Source organism: Streptomyces sp. MI02-7b (assembly GCF_033793585.1).
Classification (GTDB): Bacteria; Actinomycetota; Actinomycetes; order Streptomycetales; family Streptomycetaceae; genus Actinacidiphila.
In genome coordinates this window covers 329795-346675 of sequence record NZ_JARAWX010000001.1, presented here as the reverse complement: position 1 = coordinate 346675, position 16881 = coordinate 329795, and the positions used below count along the sequence as shown (strand labels likewise).

Here is a 16881-nt window from a genome sequence, read left to right as displayed (position 1 = left end):
CGCGGCACCTACGTCAGGAGGCGTCGTGCGTGTGATCGGCCTCATGTCAGGCACCTCCTACGACGCCATCGAGGTGGCCGCCGCCGACCTCACCCTGGACGGCGACACCCTGGTCCTGCGGCCGCTCGGCCACCTCTCGGTGCCCTACCCCGACGGCCTGCGAGACCTCATCGCCGCCACGCTGCCCCCGGCGGCCACGACGACGCAGGACATCTGCGCCCTGGACACCGGCATCGGCCAGGCCTTCGCCGGGGCGGCGGGACGCGCCCTGCGCGAACTGTGCGACGGCGCCGCCGACCTCGTGGTCTCGCACGGCCAGACCATGCACCACTGGGTGGAGGACGGCACTGTCCGCGGCACGCTCCAGCTCGGCCAGCCCGCCTGGATCGCCGAGGCTACCGGCCTGCCCGTCGTCTCCGACCTGCGCAGCCGGGACGTCGCCGCGGGCGGCCAGGGCGCCCCGCTGGTCGGCATGACCGACGCCCTGCTGCTGCGCGCCCTGCCCGGCACGCCCGCGGCGCTGAACCTCGGCGGCATCGCCAATGTCACCGTCGTCGCTCCCGGAGCCGAGCCGCTGGCCTTCGACACCGGCCCCGCCAACGCCCTGCTGGACGCCGCGGTGCGGCACTTCACCGGCGGGGCGGCCGCGTACGACGAGGACGGGCGCAGGGCCGCGGCCGGCCGTACCGTCCCCGAGCTGCTCTCGCTGCTCCTCGACGACCCCTACTACCGCAGGCCCGCCCCGAAGAGCACCGGCAAGGAGCTCTTCCACCTGCCCTACCTGCTGCGGGCCCTGGACGCGCTGCCCGCGCCCGGCCCGGGCCCGGACGACGTGCTGGCCACCCTGACCCGTCTCACCGCCGTCACCGTGGCCGACGCCTGCCGCGCCCACGGAGTCACCGAACTCGTCGTCTCGGGCGGGGGCGTCCGCAACCCGGTGCTGACAGGCATGATCGGCGAGGAGCTTCCGGGCGTGCCCCTGCGCCCCAGCGACGACCTGGGGCTGCCCTCGGACGCCAAGGAGGCCCTGGCCTTCGCTGTGCTGGGCTTCCTCACCGTCCACGGCCTGCCCGGCGCGCTGCCCTCGGGCACCGGCGCCCGCCGTGCCACCCTGCTCGGCAGCATCACCCCCGGGCTGTCGCCGCTGCGCCTGCCCGAACCCGCCGAACGCGTGCCCCGCCTGCTGCGCATCACCGGCCCCGCCGGCTGACCGCCCCGCCGCGCACCCACCGCGTCCGTCGCAGTACCCGAGGACCCGAGGACCGAGACCCATGAGCCGCTCCGCCGCCACATCCCCCACCGCGTCGCCCGCCGAGGACCGGGCCCCCGACCTGGCCGGGCTCCTGGCCTCGTGTGTGAGCGACCCTGCCAGGGTCACCACCGACGTGCCCCGCAGGGTCGCGGCCGCCCACGATGCGTCGCCGTACCTGTTCACCCCGCACGCCGTCGTCCGGGCGGCGTCCGCCGCAGAGGTGGGCGCACTGATGGCCGGGGCGCGGGCGGCGGGCCTGCCGCTGACCCTGCGCTCGGGCGGCACCAGCCTGGCGGGACAGGCGGGCGGCGACGGGATCCTGGTGGACGTCCGCAGCCACTGGCGTGCCGCCGAGGTGCTGGACGAGGGGCGGCGCATCCGGCTGCAGCCTGGACTGACGGTACGTCAGGCCAATGCGCGGCTCGCCCGGTACGGGCGCCGGCTCGGCCCCGACCCGGCCAGCGAGAGCGCGTGCACCATCGGCGGACTCGTCGCCAACAACTCCAGCGGCATGAACTGCGGTACGCAGGACAACGCCTACCGCACCATGGAGTCCCTGCAGTTCGTGCTGCCGTCCGGCACCGTCGTCGACACCGCGGCCCCCGACGCGGACGCGGCGCTGCGCGCCCGCGAGCCCGAACTCCACGCGGGGCTGCTCCGGTTGCGCGACCGGGTCCGCGCCTCGGCCGGATCGCGCGCCACGATCGAGCGGCTGTTCGCGATGAAGAACACCATGGGCTACGGGCTCAACTCGTTCCTCGACCACTCCGGCCCGGCCGACATCCTCGCCCACCTCATGATCGGCAGCGAGGGCACCCTCGGCTTCGTCGGCGAGGCCGTCTTCCGCACCGTCCCGCTCCTGCCGCACACCGCCACCGGCCTGCTCGTGCTGCCCGGCCTCGCCGAGGCCACCGACGCCCTGCCCGCCCTGCTGGCCGTCGGCGCCCGCACCGCGGAACTCCTCGACGCGGCGTCGCTGCGCGTGGCCCAGCAGGCTCCGGACCCGGTGGACGAACTGCGCGGACTGCGCGTGGAACGCCACGCCGCCCTGCTGGTCGAGTTCGCCGAGGACAGCGCCGAACTGCTGGAGGAACGGGTCGCTGCCGCGCAGCCGGTCCTGGACCGGCTGCCCGCCGTCACCGGGACCTCGCTGGTGCGCGACGCGCGGGTACGGGCCCGGCTCTGGCACCTGCGCAAGGGCCTCTACACCGCCGTCGCCGGCGCGCGCCGCCCGGGCACCACGGCGCTGCTGGAGGACATCGCGGTGCCCATGGAGCGGCTGACCGGCACCTGCGAGGGCCTGATCGGCCTGTTCGACCGGCACGGCTACCAGGACGCGGTGATCTTCGGCCACGCGCGCGACGGCAACCTGCACTTCATGCTCACCCAGGACTTCGACTCGGCCCCGGAGGTCGAGCGCTACGCCCGGTTCACCGACGCCATGGTCGACCTGGTCCTGGACGCCGGCGGCACCCTGAAGGCCGAGCACGGCACCGGCCGCGCCATGGCCCCCTTCGTCCGCCGCCAGTACGGCGACGAACTCTACGACGTCATGCGCGAACTCAAGAGGCTGTGCGACCCGCACCACGTGCTCAACCCGGGCGTGCTCCTGGAGGACGACGCGGCCGCGCACCTGCGCAACCTCAAAAGCGTCCCGCAGGTCGACCCCGCCGTGGACGCCTGTGTGGAGTGCGGCTACTGCGAGCCCGTCTGCCCGTCTGCCCGACCGCCGACGCGACCACGACGCCGCGCCAACGCATCGCGCTGAGCCGGGAGATCGCGCTCGCCACCGCCGCCGGTGACGAGGAACGCCGTCGCGCCCTGGAGGCCGACTACGGCTACGCGGCCGTCGACAGCTGCGCCGCCGACAGCCTCTGCGTCACGGCGTGCCCCGTGACCATCGACACCGGCGCGGTCATGAAGCGCCTGCGCGCCGAACGCCACAGCCCCACGGCGCAGCGGGCCGGGGAGGCCACGGCCCGGCACTGGGGAACCGCGGTCAAGGGCGTACGGGCGGCGCTGAACACCGCGCACGTCCTGCCGGCCCCGGCCCTGCGCGCCGCCACCGGCGCGATCCGGCGACTCGGCGCGGCGGAACTCGTCCCCACCTGGGCCGACGACATCCCGCGGGGCGGACCGGCCCGCCCCGCGGCACGGCGGCCCGAAGACGCCCGTGCGGTGTTCTTCGCCGCCTGCATCGGCAGCGTCTTCGCCCCGGAGGGTGCCTCCGACGGGTCGCCGGGATCGGCCGCCGCCTTCCTGCGGTTGTGCGAGCGCGCGGGCGTCGCCGTGACCGTCCCCGACCGGCTGGCCGGCCTGTGCTGCGGCACCCCCTGGCAGTCCAAGGGCTACACCGACGGGCACCGCACCATGGCCGCCCGCACCCTGGACGTGCTCTGGGAGGCCAGCGACCACGGCCGGCTGCCCGTGGTCAGCGACGCCTCCTCCTGCACTCACGGCCTGGAGCAACTGCCCGGCGCCCTGCCGGAGTCGGACCGCGCCCGCTTCGCCGCGCTGCGCTTCGTGGACAGCGTGGCCTTCACCGCCGAGCACCTGCTCCCCGCCCTGCCCGAGCCCCGGCGCCTGGGCACCCTCGCCCTGCACCCGACCTGCTCCACCGCACATCTGGGCATCGACGGCGCCCTGCGCACCGTCGCGGCGGCCGTGAGCGAAGAGGTCACCGTGCCGGACAACTGGGGCTGCTGCGCCTTCGCGGGCGACCGCGGTCTGCTCCACCCGGAGATCACCGCGTCGGCGACCGCCGCCCAGGCCGCCGAGATCACCGCGGGCACGTACGACGCGTACGCCTCCTGCAACCGCACCTGCGAGATGGGCATGAGCCGGGCGACCGGCCGCCCGTACCGGCACGTGCTGGAGCTCCTCGACGAGGCCACCGCCTGAGGCCCCCGCACCTGCCGCCGGCGGCCGGCGTCGCGGGACGGCGGATCAGGCGCGGTGCGGGCGGGTCGGGTTGCCGCGCGGGGCGAGGGTGGCGTTGGGGAGCTCGGGGGCCGGGAGGCGCTCCCCGGGGTAGCCCTCGACGGCGCCGAAACGGCTGGTCGCGCTCTGCCAGGCCGCACGGGCCTGGACGATGTCCTCGTGGGAACGGCCGATGAAGTTCCACCACATCACGATCTGCTCGCCGAACGGCGTCCCGCCGAGCAGGACCGTCCGGGCCGGGGCGTCAGTGGTGTTGGTGACCGTCAGCGTGGCGTTCCCGGGCTCCAGGTAACCGAGTTCGGCGTGGCGCAGCGCCGTCCCGGCCATCCGTACCTCGCCGGTGTCCACGAGCAGGCCGTGCTCGAAGGCGGGGTCGATCGCGAGGGTGACGGTCGCGTGCGGCCGGAGCGTGAGTTCGGCGCCGAGCAGCGGGGTGTGGGTGGGCACGGGCGAGGTGTCGCCGGCCAGGGAACCGAGGAAGACCCGTACCTCGCCGCCGTCGAGGGCGACGGGACGCGGGACGTGGTGCTGGAAGGCGCTGGGCGCGTTCCGGTGGGCCTCGGGCAGCGCCACCCACAGCTGGACGCCGTGCAGGACGGTCGTCCCGGGGGTGGAGACCTCGGAGTGGCAGATCCCGTGCCCGCCGGTCATCAGGTTGAGCTCGCCCGGGCGCACGTAGGCCAGGGTGCCCAGGCTGTCGCGGTGCTCGATCTCGCCGGTGAAGAGCCAGCTCACCGTCTGCAGCCCGGTGTGGGGGTGCGGCGCCACGTCCATCCCGCCGCTGTCGGCGACGTCGTCGGGGCCGTAGTGGTCGGCGAAGCACCAGGCACCGATCAGGGACCGCGCCCGCTGCGGGAGGGTACGGCGGACGGTCATCGCGCGCGGGCCGCCGAGGGGGACGTCCCTGGGGGTGAAGACGTCGACCGGCGACGTGCGCCGGCCGTTCCCCTCCGCGCCGGATTCTCCGTGCGGCTCGGTGGGGTCGACCTCGGTGGTGCTCATCGTGTGACGCCCCTCTCAGCGTTATGTTCCATGTTCAACTATCATCCTCGATCGTAGGGGACAACGCACACGGCATGCCGAAGGAGCCCAGGTGAGCGAGGTGACGCAGGCCACCACGAGCCGGCGGATATTCATCGACAAGCAGACCCCGCAGTCCTACGGGGCCATGCGCGACGCCGCGGAGACGATCCGGGGCGCGGCGGCGGACGCCGGGCTCGACCGCGTGCTCGTGGAACTGGTCAACCTGCGCGTCTCCCAGATCAACGCCTGCGCCTACTGCCTGCACGTCCACACCAGGGCCGCACTGCGCGCCGGCGAGGACCCGCAGCGGCTGGGAGTGCTGCCCGCCTGGCGGGACACCGAGGTCTTCACCTTGCGCGAGCGTGCCGCGCTCGCGCTGGCCGAGGCGACCACCACCCCGGCGGACACCGCCGCCGCGGACGAGGCCTACGCCGGGGCCCGCGAGGTCCTGTCCGACGACGAGATCTCCGCGGTGATCTGGGTGGCCATCACCATCAACGCGTTCAACCGCGTGTCCATCATGAGCAAGCACCCGGTACGGCCGCTGCCCGGGCAGTGATCCCGGGCCAGGAATCGGACTGGCGTGTCCGGAACCCGGGGCGGAGAATGTCGGCATGACCTCGCGACTCACGGCCAAGGGGGCCGCCACCCGCCAGCGGATCATCGAGGGCGCGGCGACGGTGATCCGTGAGCGGGGCCCGGGCGAGACCACCCTGGACGACATCCGCGGCCACACCGCGACGAGCAAGAGCCAGCTCTTCCACTACTTCCCCGGCGGCAGGGAGGAGCTGCTGCTCGCGGTGGCGTCCCACGAGGCGGCGCGGGTGCTGTCCGACCAGCAGCCCTACCTGGGCGAGCTCGACTCGTGGCAGGCGTGGGAGCGGTGGCGCGAGGCCGTCGTCGACCGCTACCGCGAGCAGGGGCCGCGCTGCCCGCTGGGCGTGCTCACGTCCGAGCTCAGCCGCACCACCCCAGGCGCCCAGGCCGTGACCCGGGAACTGCTGGCGGCGTGGGAGTCCGACATCACCGCCGGCATCCGCAGCATGCAGGAGCAGGGCGAGATCCCGGCCTCGCTGGACGCCGGCAGGGCCGGAGCCGCTCTGCTCGCCGGTATCCAGGGCGGGGTCTCCATTCTCATGGCGACGGGTTCGCTGACGCACCTCGAAGCCGCGCTCGACATGGGGATCGCCCAGCTCCGCACCGAAGCGTCGTCATCCGTCCCGTGCGGGACGTGAGCGCACAAGGGGACTGCCCGGTCCGGTGACACCGGACCGGGCAGTCGCCGTGCCGCTGTGCTCACGTGCCGCCGTGCGCTACGGGGCCGGATAGTCCGCCAGGAACACCGGCGAACCGATTCTCGTCGTGTCCGCCGGACCGCCCACGCCGTTGACGACGTGGTCGAGCGTTCCGGCCCCGAGGTTGACGGTCATGATGTGGTGCAGCCTGACCCCGGGGGACAGGGGGACCTCGAAGCCGTTCTCGGTGTGGATGGCCGGGTTGTTCTGGTTGAACACGTAGGCGCCGCCGCCGTAGAGGCGGTGCGTCTTCACGTCGTCGTCGACCTTGTAGGCCGCCCAGCCCTTGACCGGGCCGTTCATCCAGTCGGCCTGCGTCGGCGGGTCGTACGGCAACTCGTTCTGGTAGAGGATCGTCGTACCGTCGTCGCCGTTCCACACGGTGTTGTACTGCTGGAAGTGCTCCACGAAAAGGCCCGTCGCGGTCACGTGGTCACCGTTGACGACGACGCCGTTGCGGCCGGTGTTGGTGTTCCAGCGCTCGGTGTCGGTCAGGCCGTCCACTCCGTGGTCGGCCCGCCACACCCAGGTGTGATCGATGATCACGTCGTCGCTGTTGACCTGGAGCGCGACGTCGGCCTTGCCGACGTGCGGTCCGCCGACGCGGAAGTACACGTCGGACAGGGTCGTCGGGTCGTCCGGCGAGCTCTTGTGGTTGTTGCCGGGCTTCTTGCCCACCTGCAGCAGGACCGGCGACTCCTTCGGGCCCGCGTCGATGGTGACACCGGCGATGACGGTTCCGGGGACGTCGGAGACCTCGATCGGGGTCGAGCCGCCCACGGCGGTGAGCGTCGCGTGTCCGATACCGAGCACCACCGTGTCGGCGCGCTTGATCCGGATGGTCGACGCGATGTCGTACACGCCGGGGGTGAGCAGCAGGTTCTTGCCCTGTGACAGCGCCTTGTTCATGTCGTGCACCGAGTCCGACGGGGTCGCGACGAAGAAGTCGCCGATCGGTACGGTGCGACCCGGAGTGATGCCGCCGGCCCACGAGACGCCCCGGCTGTTCTTCTGGGCGGACGGCACGCGGACGTTGTACGTCCCGTCCGGGCCGACGAACAGGTACGGCTTCTCGCGGCTCACCGGAGTGGTGTCGAGCGTGGTGTAGGGCGGGTTCGGGAAGCCGGTTTCCGCCGGGGCGCCGACGACACCCGAGAAGACCTGGTTCCACACGCCGTTGGACCAGCCGGCGACCTCGGAGTTGCGGGTGAGCCACTGCTGCTGCGACCCGCTCGTGACGGAAGGCAACTTGGAATCGGCGATGAAGCCGCCGCTGGCGTACTGCGGACCGGCGCTGCAGTAGTCCATCAGCGAGAGGTTGCCGCCGCTGATGTCCAGACGTCGCATGGACACGGCCTGGGAGACGGCCCAGAAGTCGGCCGATGCCTGGCAGCCGCCCTGGCCGGTCGCGTTGATCTTGATGGAAAGATTGGACAGGGTCCGCCAGAAGTTCACCAGCGCCAGGCAGTTGCTCGTCCCGCCGCCCTCCAGGCAGCGGTTGTAGACCTCGACCTTGCCGTTGATGACGACATCGGTGGGTGAGGCGCCCAGGCCGGCGATCTCGGTGTAGTAGCCGACCTTGACCTGGAGCGGGTGCTGCGCGGTGCCGTACGTTCCGGGCTTGAAGAGGTAGGCGTGGCGCGTCGTGCCCATCTCGTTGTCGACCTGGGCGGCGTTCGCGGCGTCGAGGGTCGCCTGGATGTCGGCGACCGGCATGCTCGGATCGAAGACGGTGACGTCGGCCCCGAGTCCTGTCGTGCCGAGGCCGGTCGTGCCGGGGTCCGGCGAGTCGGCGATGGCCGCCGTTCCGGTCGTCATGACACACGTCGCCAAGATGACGCCGAGCGCGAGGACCCGACCGAATCTGCGGCGGGTGCGGCGCTCGGACGGGTGCCCCGCAGTGCCAGGAGGCAGGGTCGGCATAGGGATTGTCCTTTCCGCTGGGCGCGGAGCTGAGTAAGTGGGAAGGTTTCCGGCCTCGCACGAGGACGGTGCTGGGCGGGACGTGCTTCCTGGGCTGAGAGAGCGCTCTCTCGGCGTGGACGACTCACCAAGGGTCATCTGTCCGCCTCCTCGGGGGCGCCGACCGGGCATCGCGGGCAGCTGAAGTGCCCCGATTGCCCTTGAGCGCAGCAAGTCATGCGTTGCGTGAACGTTCTACTGTGTGAACCTGTCAATCCGCTACGTTCGCGCAGCCCGAGATTCCCGCGATCCGCGGACGTTGGCGCGGGCTGCGCCGGGGTGACGTCACGACCTGTGAGTGCCACCCTCGTGGCATGGAAGGTGTCTCCATCCGCCCGGCCCGGCCGGAGGAACTCCCGTCGCTCGACGCGTTGGTGCTGCGGTCGAAGTCGCACTGGACCGGGGGCCGCGCGGAGGACGTACCCGCCGTGACGCCGGAGCTCACGGCGGCGGACATCACGTCCCGGCATGCCACGGTCGCCGAGAGGGGCGGCGTGCCCGTGGGCTTCTACACGCTCAACGAGCACGCGGACTACCTCGGGATCGGGCTGTTCTTCGTCGACCGCCCGTGCATCGGCACCGGCGTCGGGCGCCTGCTCTGGGACGACCTGGTCCGGCGCGCCGTCGCGCTCGGCGCGCACCTGCTCGGCGTCGGCGCGGAGCCCCGTGCCGAGGGCTTCTACCAGCGGATGGGCATGGTCACCCGGCACGACTTCGAGCACAACGGCGAGCGCCTGATCTGGATGACGGCCGACGTCGCCGCGCTGCCGAAGTGACCGGGTGCCGGCCCGCGACGCGAACGGTCCGGCAGGGGCGACCGGTTGGGCGGGCTCCGGCCTGACGGAGCGAGGGGCCGGGCGGCGCGGCGTCCGCCCCGGAAATAGTAGCCGTGGACATAGTTTCCATGTACTCTATTTGGCACGGGCAAGGTGTCCCCGGGCCCCACGCCCGGCTTCCTGGTAGGGCGGCTCGCCGACACGTGGCGGGTCGCGGTCGACGGCGCGGCGGCTCCGCCGGGCTGTACGTCTCGCAGCCGGCGCGTGCCCTGGAGCCGGCCGGCACGGGGCAGGCCGTCGCGGGGGTCGAGGGGCCGCTTCAGCAGTCGCTGGAGCCGCTCGCCGGCCTCGCCGCCCGGCGGACGCGCGCGCTCGCCGAGGAGTTGACGACCCTGCTCGACGCACCTCCGGCTCCATCCGTACCGAACGACGAGAGCAATCAAGGGGACACCACCATGACCACCGCCGCATCCACCACGCCCGTCGCCGACGCCCGTCGCCTCGCCCTGGCCCACTACGCCGCCCGCGGCGTCCTGGAGCACGTGCTCGCCCGGCACGGCGTCACGTTCCAACAGCAGGTCGCCCTGCGCGCCGCCGTCGCCTCCGACGTCGCGCAGACGCCGGACGAACTCACCGCCCAGGTCCAGCAGTCCCTGAAAGCGGATCCGGCCGACCTCCGCGCCACGCTCGACGAGCTGCTGGCCAAGGGGCTGCTCGGTTCCGACGGTGCGCACCTTCGCCCCACGGACGCGGGACGCGAGCTGTTCGCCATCGTCGGCGCGGAGACCGCACCCGTCTCCGCCCGTATCTGGGGCGGCATACCCGCCGAGGACCTGGCCGCCGCGGGCCGCGTCCTCGCCCTTGTCACCGAGCGCGCCAACGCGGAGCTCGCGGCGCTGACCGGCTGACCGGCTGACCGGCTGACGCCGGAACGGTTCACGCCGCACGTCCGCGGGGGAGGCGGCACCGCCTCCCCCGGTGCCCCCGAGGGCAGCGTGCGCGGCGTTCACCCCAGCGGGCGAACGAAAAGAGCTCCACCCGGCGTTCGCGCCGGGGAAAGGACGGAATGCCGCGGCCGACCAGCACCACGCGGACCTCGGCCCGAGCGGCGGGTGGGCAGGCCGCCTGCCCGTGTGGCGACCGACGGGCCTCGCGTCGTATCGTGCTCCGCGACGCGATGGGTTCGACCCGGGCCTGCGGTCCGCTCGTACGGGGATCGGCGTCCGACCGGTCAGGGCGAGCCACGGGCCGACAGGAGACCTGCGAACGATGACCGACGAGGACGTGATCGTGGACCGGGCGAAGGGCGGCGCCGGGCTGTGGCCCCTGGTCGAGGCGGAGCGGGCTGCGCTGGCGGCCGATCTGGCGGGACTGGACGACGAGGGGTGGGCGACGCCTTCCCTGTGCGACGGGCTGACGGTTCGCGAGGTGCTGGCGCACATCACCGCCTCGGCGCGGCTCTCGCCCGCGCGGTGGATGTCCGGGGTGATCCGCTGCCGCTTCGACTTCGACCGGATGGTGGCCATGCGGCTCGCGGAGCACCTGGGCGCGACGCCGGCCGAGACACTGGAGCGGTTCCGGCGGGCGGTGCCGAGCAGGACCAAGCCCCCGCTGCCCGTCGTGGCCCTGCTCGGCGAGGTGATCGTGCACGGGGAGGACATCCGGCGCCCCCTGGGGCTGCGCCGCGACCACCCGATCGGGACGCTCACCCACGTCGCCGGTTACTACCAGGGCTCGGACATGGTGGTGCTCGCCAAGGGCCGTATCGGCGGCCTGCGGCTCGTCGCGGACGACGGACCCTTCACCAGCGGTTCCGGGGCCCTGGTGTCCGGCCCGACGCTCTCCCTCGTGATGGCCATGACCGGCCGCGCGGCGTACTGCGACGACCTGACGGGCGACGGGGTCGCGGTCCTGCGCGAGCGCTGCGCGGGGACGTGACCGGCCCCGCCGCGGGCGCGGCGCCCGCGGCGGGAGGGGGAACTCAGCTGTGCGAGACCGTGAGGCCGTAGAAGGCGACGCGGGCGCCCCTGGTGGTGCTGTCCGAGGACGACTGGTTGTACGAGCCGGCCTTGAAGTACTGCTTGTACGGGTTGAAGGACGACGGGATCGCGTAGTGCGTGGTGCTCCCGTTGACGGTCAGGTCGATCGTGTGGCCGCCGGAGACGCCGATGGTGTACGTCCATGTCTTGCCGACGGACACATGGCCGACGGTGTGCAGCGTCTGGCCGCCGGAGGGTGAGTTCTCGGTGCCCAGCACGATGTCGCCGCTGGAGCGGTAGTAGAGCTCCAGCAGCGGCTTGGTGGACGAGCCGCCCGACCCGAGGTGGATCTGACCGACGCAGACGTTGGAGGTCACCGAGACCACGCGCAGCGTGGCGTTCATGCGGTGGGTGCCGCTGAGCGGCCAGTCCGCGGCGCTGCCGCTGCGGTTCATCTCGCGCAGCTCGGAGCGGGCGTAGTTGGAGTTGGGCGTGGTGACGCCCTTCTCCGGCGCCCAGAAGGTCATCGCGCCGTCGCGGGTGTCGGTGTAGAAGTACGAGTCCTGGTAGCCGTTCGCCCCCTGGAGCCGGGACGAGGAGATGGTGGTCGGCGAGCCCGGGGAGCCGACCGGCTCCTGGAGCTGCCAGACCGAGAGGTCGAAGTTGCCGCCGGGGGCTACGTCGGGGTCGGCGGCGAAGGCGGGGCCGCTGCCGAGGGCGACGGTCGCGACGGCCAGGGAGGCGAGGAGCGTACGCACGCGCATGGGGGGACCTCCTGCGAGCTCGGGGCGTTCGCGTATCTGAACGACGTATGTGAACGTGAACGCCAGGTTGGGTCGAGACGGTAAGGCTGTGGCGTGCTCGCGTCAAGGTCTGTACCAATTGCCGCCCCCTCCGCGCCCGGCGGGCCGTAGGCTGGTGGCCATCATGCCCGCGGTGGAAGTCGTCCAGCTCCTGGTCTCGCCCGTGCACCGGTACATGGGGCGGCCGTCCGACGGGCCGTCCCCGGCGCACGACGGCGAACTCGTGCTGCGCGCCGAGGTGCGGGCGAATCTCGGCCTCGTGGGGGACCGCTACTTCGCGAGGCCCGCACACCGCGATGCCGCGGTCACACTCATGGCCGCGGAGAACCTCCCGTCGGACGTCGACCCGGACGTCGACCTGCGCCACGCGCGCCGCAACGTCCTGCTGCGCGGTGTCGACATCGACGCTCTCGTCGGCGAGACCGTCTCGCTCGACACCGGCGACGGACCGGTCCTGCTGGCCGTACGGCGCCCCGCCCGGCCGTGCGCGTGGATGGACGCCGTCATCGGCCCGGGCGCGCAACGCGCCCTGCGCGGCAAGGGCGGTGTCCGCTGCACACCGCTGACGGACGGGGTACTCACCGTCGGGCCCGCAGAGTTCGCGGTCGTGCCGTCGTCCGCACTGGGGTGACCGCCGGTGCGCGCCGGGCGCCTGGGACAATCGCGGGACCGCGGGACCGCGGGCACGGGCGCCGCGGGCGCCGCTGACGAGGGAGGATACGCCGTGTCGTCGACGTCGAGGCCGCTGCGCAAGCTGGGCTTCCTGACCATCGGGCTGTTCGACGAGGCCGATCCTCGTCGCGGCCACCAGTCCACGCTGGAGATCATCGAGCTGGGGGAGCGGCTGGGCTTCGACAGCGCCTGGGTGCGCCACCGCCACCTCCAGTACGGCATCTCCTCTCCCGTCGCCGTCCTCGCGGCGGCCTCCCAGCGGACCAGCCGCATCGAACTGGGCACCGCCGTCATCCCGCTCGGCTGGGAGAACCCGCTGCGGCTGGCCGAGGACCTGGCGACGGTGGACCTGCTGTCCGGCGGCCGTCTCAACCCGGGCGTCAGCGTGGGACCGCCGATGCACTACGACGAGGTCAAGAACGCGCTGTACCCCGACACGGCCGACCAGGAGGACTTCGGCTACACCCGCGTGGAGCGCCTGCTGGACTTCGTCCGCGGCAAGCCGGCCACCGACTTCAGCGGTGTCGAGGGCATCGAGGTCTTCTCCGACCGCGTCCAGCCGCACTCCCCGGGGCTGGGGCGGCGTATGTGGTACGGCGGCGGGAGCCTGCGGTCGGCCCAGTGGGCCGGTGAGCACGGCATGAACTTCCTGACCAGCAGCGTGGTGAAGGCCGAGGGGCCGGGGGCGTCGGCGGACTTCGCGGCGGTCCAGCTCTCGCACATCCGCGCCTTCCGGGACCGTCACCCCGACGGCGAGAACGCCCGCGTCTCGCAGGGACTCGTCGTGGTGCCCACCGACAGCGCGACGCCGGAGCAGCGGGCCAAGTACGCCGCCTACGCCGCGGCGCGGTTGCCGCGCACGGCCGCGCCGCAGGGGCCGGCGCGCCTGATGTTCGCCCCGGACCTGGTGGGCAGCTCCGACGAGATCGCCGAGCGGCTGACGGCGCACGCCGCCTTCCGCGAGGTGGACGAGGTGGCGTTCGCCCTGCCGTTCCATTTCGAGCACGAGGACTACGTCCAGATCCTCACCGACATCGCCACCCGCCTCGGGCCGGCACTGGGCCGGCCCTCCGCCGTATGACTGCGGCCGCATGACTGCGCCCGTGGGCGGCCCGGATCCACCGGGCCGCCCACGGGCGGAAGGCTACGGCGTCGCTCAGCAGTAGAGGTTGTTCCCCGGGCTGACCCCGAGGATCCCCGTGAACTGCTGGTAGGCGCTCACCCGGCTCTGCACCTGTGCGGGATTGCGGCCGTCGCACTCCAGTGAACCGTTGATGGAGCGGATCGTCTGGCCGAAGCCCGCCTGGTTGACCATCGCGTTGTGCGGCGTCATGGTGCCCGGGCCGCTCTGCGTGTTCCAGTACCACAGGCCGGTCTTCCAGGCGACGGCCGAATCCTGCTCGACGCGCCAGGGGTTGCCCAGCAGGTCGATGCCGAGGGCGTCGCCCGCGGCCTTGTAGTTGAAGTTCCAGCTGAGCTGGATCGGGCCGCGGCCGTAGTACGCGGACTGGCCGGCCGGGCAGCCGTAGGGCTGGCCCCAGTCGCAGTAGTGCGAGTAGTTGGCGGTGTTCTGCTCCACCACGTAGACCAGGCCGCCGGTCTCGTGATTGACGTTCGCGAGGAAGGCCGCGGCCTCCTGCTTCTTCACCGTGTCACTGCCGCTGTTGGCGAAGCCGGGGTAGGCCGACAGGGCCGCGACCAGGCCGCTGTAGGTGTAGAAGCCGTTCCTGTTCGGGAACATCTGGTTGAACTGGCCCTCGCTGACCACGAATCCGGACGGGTTGCCCGGGTTGCCGCCGCCCGCCGGGGCGTTCCACTTCTGGTTGGCGCCGCCGGTGCAGGTCCAGATCTGCAGCCGGGTGCCGTTGGCGGAGTTGTTCTCGCGGACGTCCAGGCACTTGTTGGCCGCGGGGTTCACGATGTCGTGGGCCGCGGTCACCACCCACTGCTGGTTGGCGCCGCCGGAGCAGTCCCACAGCTGGACCGCCGCGCCGTCGGCGGTGCTGCGGTCCACGACGTCCAGGCACTTCCCGAGCGCCCGCAGGGTGCCGTCGCCGGAGTTCGACCAGCGCTGCGCGTTGGTGCCGTTGCAGTCGTAGAGCTGTACGGCCGTGCCGTTGGCGCTGTTGGCGGCCGCCACGTCGACGCACTTGCCGGCCAGTCCGGAGATCTGGCCGTCGGCCGCGTGCGCGGGGGGCGCGGCCACGAACAGTGCGGAGAGGACCGCGGTGAGAACGGCCGTGACCAGGGAACGTCCCACGGCGGCCCGCCGGAAGGAGAAGCGTCTGGCATGTCTGGTGGACAACGACATCGGGGCATCGCTCCTTACACGGCTCGCGGCCGTAGCGGTGGGGGAGGGAGCTGTGGCGGAGGGCGCCGTGCCCGGACCGGTCCGGGCACGGCGCCCTATCAGGTCTAGACCATGACAGGGTGACGGGTCCACGTCAACCATGCGAACGGGGCGGCGGGTGCGGGCGGTTGCACCGCGGGAACACCGAAGGGCGGCCCGGCAGCCGTGTGGCTGCCGGCCCGCCCTCCATCGGATCACGCCGGTCCGGCCCGAGTGCTAGATCGTCCCCAACTCGATGATCTTGAACTGGAATCCTGTCGGGGTGACGGCCGTGCGCCGCCATCCCGACGCGGCGAAGAGCGCGTCGAACTCGGGAAGCTCGCGTTCCTGGCCCGGCAGCATCGCCAGCATGTGCATGTCGGCCAGAGGCTCGAAGCCGGGCGCTCCGATCTCCCCGATCACGTTCTCCACCACCACGACGCGCGCGCCCGGCCGTGCGGCGGCGCGGCAATTTCGCAGGATGCGGATGCAATCGGCGTCGTTCCAGTCGTGCAGGACCATCTTGAGCAGGTACAGATCGGCCGGCGGGACGGACTCGAAGAAGTCTCCGGTGACCGCGGTGAACCGGTCGGCCAGTCCCTGCTTCTCGGCCGAGGCCCGCGCTCCGGCAGAGGCGTGCGGCAGGTCCAGGCTCTGCCCGCGAAGGTCCGGGTTCGCCAGCAGCAGCCCCTGCACGAGCGCTCCGGTGCCGCCACCGACATCGACCGCGACGCTGGTGCCGGTGGTGTCGAGCGCCCGGGCGAGGTCGCGATTCAACTGCTCCGACATGCCGGACATGGCGACCGAGAAGAGCTCCGCCTCGGCCGGGTTGTCGCCGAGGTAGCTGAAGAAGTCCGTGCCCAGCGCGCTTTCGATCTGAGTGCCCCCCTTGCGGACGGCCTCCGGGAACCGCTCCCAGGCCCGCCAGTGAGAGGGCCCCGCCCAGGTGAGGGCCACCTCCCGCAGGGTGTTCGGCGCGCCGGTGCGCAGCAGGCCGCTCAGGGGGGTGCCCGAGAAGCGGCGCCCGCCGTCGTGGGCCACCAGGCCGAGCGCAGCGCAAGCGCGCAGCAGCCGGTAGGTGGTCGCGGGGTCGCTGGATTCCCGTTCGGCTATCTCCTCCGCGCTCAGGGGGCCGTCGGCCAGATGATCCGGGAGGGAGAGGTCGACGGCGGCACGAACGATTTGAGTCACCCAGTAACCGCTGAGCATCTGCAGCAGGATGGCGGCATGCGCGGCTTCGGAAGATGCGTCCTGGCGATTCGCGGTCATTGACAAGCACACACCAATCAAAACTGGTTTAATGGTCAACTGACCATAACCTCAGTTCAGGACCGCGTGGCCCCTGCTTTCAGGGAGTGAAATCCCGGCCTGCCCAATTCCGCGGGGCGTTTTCGGAACTTCCGCGAAGATTCACCGGACGGTCCCTCGTCGTCCTGGTGAATTGCGTCGCCGCCTCTGATGTCCCCCGGGTCATGAACAGAGTCGTCACGGCGTGAGCCGCCCGAAGCAAGGCCCTCGACGAACGAGCGGAAGTCGGCCGCCGGAACGAACTCCGTAGTCTGCGCTCCACGACGTCGGCCGACGGGTGGGGAACACATCGTGTTCAGCGGCAACGATGCCCCCGTTCTGAGCCCGCGGAAGACCGGGCAACGTCGACGGCAGTCACACCGGGCATGCGCTCGGCCTCTCGCACCAACGCGCGGTCACGGACGGCTGGACGCCGTGCTCACTGTCGTCCCGGAACGTCGCTGCGACCTCGTCGCATCGCGCCGTGAACCGCAGCCCACGGCTCGGCCCCGTGGCCGGCGGCGGTGGGCGGGACTGCCCATGGGGCCCGGCACGTGAAGAGC

Annotated in this window: 15 protein-coding genes; 10 read left to right on the top strand and 5 right to left on the bottom strand. The window is 72.3% G+C overall.

Annotated elements, in window-relative coordinates; all coding sequences use genetic code 11:
- The first annotated feature begins 25 nt into the window (after nucleotides 1-25).
- The 3 genes from PV364_RS01390 (at nucleotide 26) to PV364_RS01380 (ending at nucleotide 4153) form a co-directional block, all read left to right on the top strand.
- Nucleotides 26-1210 carry an anhydro-N-acetylmuramic acid kinase gene (locus PV364_RS01390; protein WP_319657677.1) on the top strand — a complete coding sequence of 395 codons (1185 nt, stop codon included), beginning with the start codon at nucleotides 26-28 and terminating at the stop codon, nucleotides 1208-1210.
- Between the two features lie 61 nt (nucleotides 1211-1271).
- Entirely contained in the window at nucleotides 1272-3020 is a 1749-nt protein-coding gene (locus PV364_RS01385; protein WP_319657676.1) for an FAD-linked oxidase C-terminal domain-containing protein, read from the top strand.
- Nucleotides 2942-4153 carry a (Fe-S)-binding protein gene (locus tag PV364_RS01380; protein WP_319657675.1) on the top strand — a complete coding sequence of 404 codons (1212 nt, stop codon included), beginning with the start codon at nucleotides 2942-2944 and terminating at the stop codon, nucleotides 4151-4153. Before PV364_RS01385 ends, PV364_RS01380 begins: the two co-directional genes overlap by 79 nt.
- 45 nt (nucleotides 4154-4198) lie before the next feature.
- Here the strand turns inward: PV364_RS01380 and PV364_RS01375 are convergent, their stop codons facing one another.
- Nucleotides 4199-5194, bottom strand: a complete 996-nt coding sequence (locus PV364_RS01375; RefSeq protein WP_319657674.1) for a pirin family protein — start codon at nucleotides 5192-5194, stop codon at nucleotides 4199-4201.
- A 91-nt stretch (nucleotides 5195-5285) separates the two neighbouring features.
- Here PV364_RS01375 and PV364_RS01370 point away from each other — a divergent pair, with 91 nt between their 5' ends.
- On the top strand, nucleotides 5286-5774 hold the full coding sequence (locus PV364_RS01370; protein ID WP_319657673.1) for a carboxymuconolactone decarboxylase family protein: 489 nt from the start codon (nucleotides 5286-5288) through the stop codon (nucleotides 5772-5774).
- 55 nt (nucleotides 5775-5829) lie between these two features.
- Nucleotides 5830-6450, top strand: coding sequence for a TetR/AcrR family transcriptional regulator (locus tag PV364_RS01365; protein ID WP_319657672.1), 621 nt, complete (start codon nucleotides 5830-5832; stop codon nucleotides 6448-6450).
- 78 nt (nucleotides 6451-6528) lie between these two features.
- On the opposite strand, the gene PV364_RS01360 is transcribed toward PV364_RS01365, so the two are convergent.
- Nucleotides 6529-8328, bottom strand: a complete 1800-nt coding sequence (locus PV364_RS01360; protein WP_319657671.1) for a hypothetical protein — start codon at nucleotides 8326-8328, stop codon at nucleotides 6529-6531.
- A gap of 458 nt (nucleotides 8329-8786) precedes the next feature.
- Between PV364_RS01360 and PV364_RS01355 the strand changes: the two genes are divergently transcribed.
- The 3 genes from PV364_RS01355 (at nucleotide 8787) to PV364_RS01340 (ending at nucleotide 11186) form a co-directional block, all read left to right on the top strand.
- Nucleotides 8787-9248 carry a GNAT family N-acetyltransferase gene (locus PV364_RS01355; protein WP_319657670.1) on the top strand — a complete coding sequence of 154 codons (462 nt, stop codon included), beginning with the start codon at nucleotides 8787-8789 and terminating at the stop codon, nucleotides 9246-9248.
- A gap of 455 nt (nucleotides 9249-9703) precedes the next feature.
- Nucleotides 9704-10156, top strand: a complete 453-nt coding sequence (locus PV364_RS01345; RefSeq protein WP_319657854.1) for a MarR family transcriptional regulator — start codon at nucleotides 9704-9706, stop codon at nucleotides 10154-10156.
- A gap of 361 nt (nucleotides 10157-10517) precedes the next feature.
- A complete protein-coding gene (locus tag PV364_RS01340; RefSeq protein ID WP_319657669.1) occupies nucleotides 10518-11186 on the top strand; it encodes a maleylpyruvate isomerase family mycothiol-dependent enzyme in 669 nt (222 codons plus the stop codon).
- 43 nt (nucleotides 11187-11229) lie between these two features.
- Here PV364_RS01340 and PV364_RS01335 read toward each other — a convergent pair whose 3' ends face one another.
- On the bottom strand, nucleotides 11230-11991 hold the full coding sequence (locus PV364_RS01335; RefSeq protein WP_319657668.1) for a polysaccharide lyase family 7 protein: 762 nt from the start codon (nucleotides 11989-11991) through the stop codon (nucleotides 11230-11232).
- Nucleotides 11992-12154: 163 nt separating this feature from the next.
- On the opposite strand from PV364_RS01335, the gene PV364_RS01330 reads away from it, so the two are divergent.
- Entirely contained in the window at nucleotides 12155-12661 is a 507-nt protein-coding gene (locus PV364_RS01330; protein ID WP_319657667.1) for a molybdenum cofactor biosysynthesis protein, read from the top strand.
- Nucleotides 12662-12754: 93 nt separating this feature from the next.
- Nucleotides 12755-13783 carry an LLM class flavin-dependent oxidoreductase gene (locus PV364_RS01325; protein WP_319657666.1) on the top strand — a complete coding sequence of 343 codons (1029 nt, stop codon included), beginning with the start codon at nucleotides 12755-12757 and terminating at the stop codon, nucleotides 13781-13783.
- A gap of 75 nt (nucleotides 13784-13858) precedes the next feature.
- Here the strand turns inward: PV364_RS01325 and PV364_RS01320 are convergent, their stop codons facing one another.
- A complete protein-coding gene (locus tag PV364_RS01320; RefSeq protein ID WP_319657665.1) occupies nucleotides 13859-15013 on the bottom strand; it encodes a lectin in 1155 nt (384 codons plus the stop codon).
- Nucleotides 15014-15268: 255 nt separating this feature from the next.
- On the bottom strand, nucleotides 15269-16339 hold the full coding sequence (locus PV364_RS01315) for a methyltransferase (RefSeq protein WP_319657664.1): 1071 nt from the start codon (nucleotides 16337-16339) through the stop codon (nucleotides 15269-15271).
- Nucleotides 16340-16881: the final 542 nt, after the last annotated feature.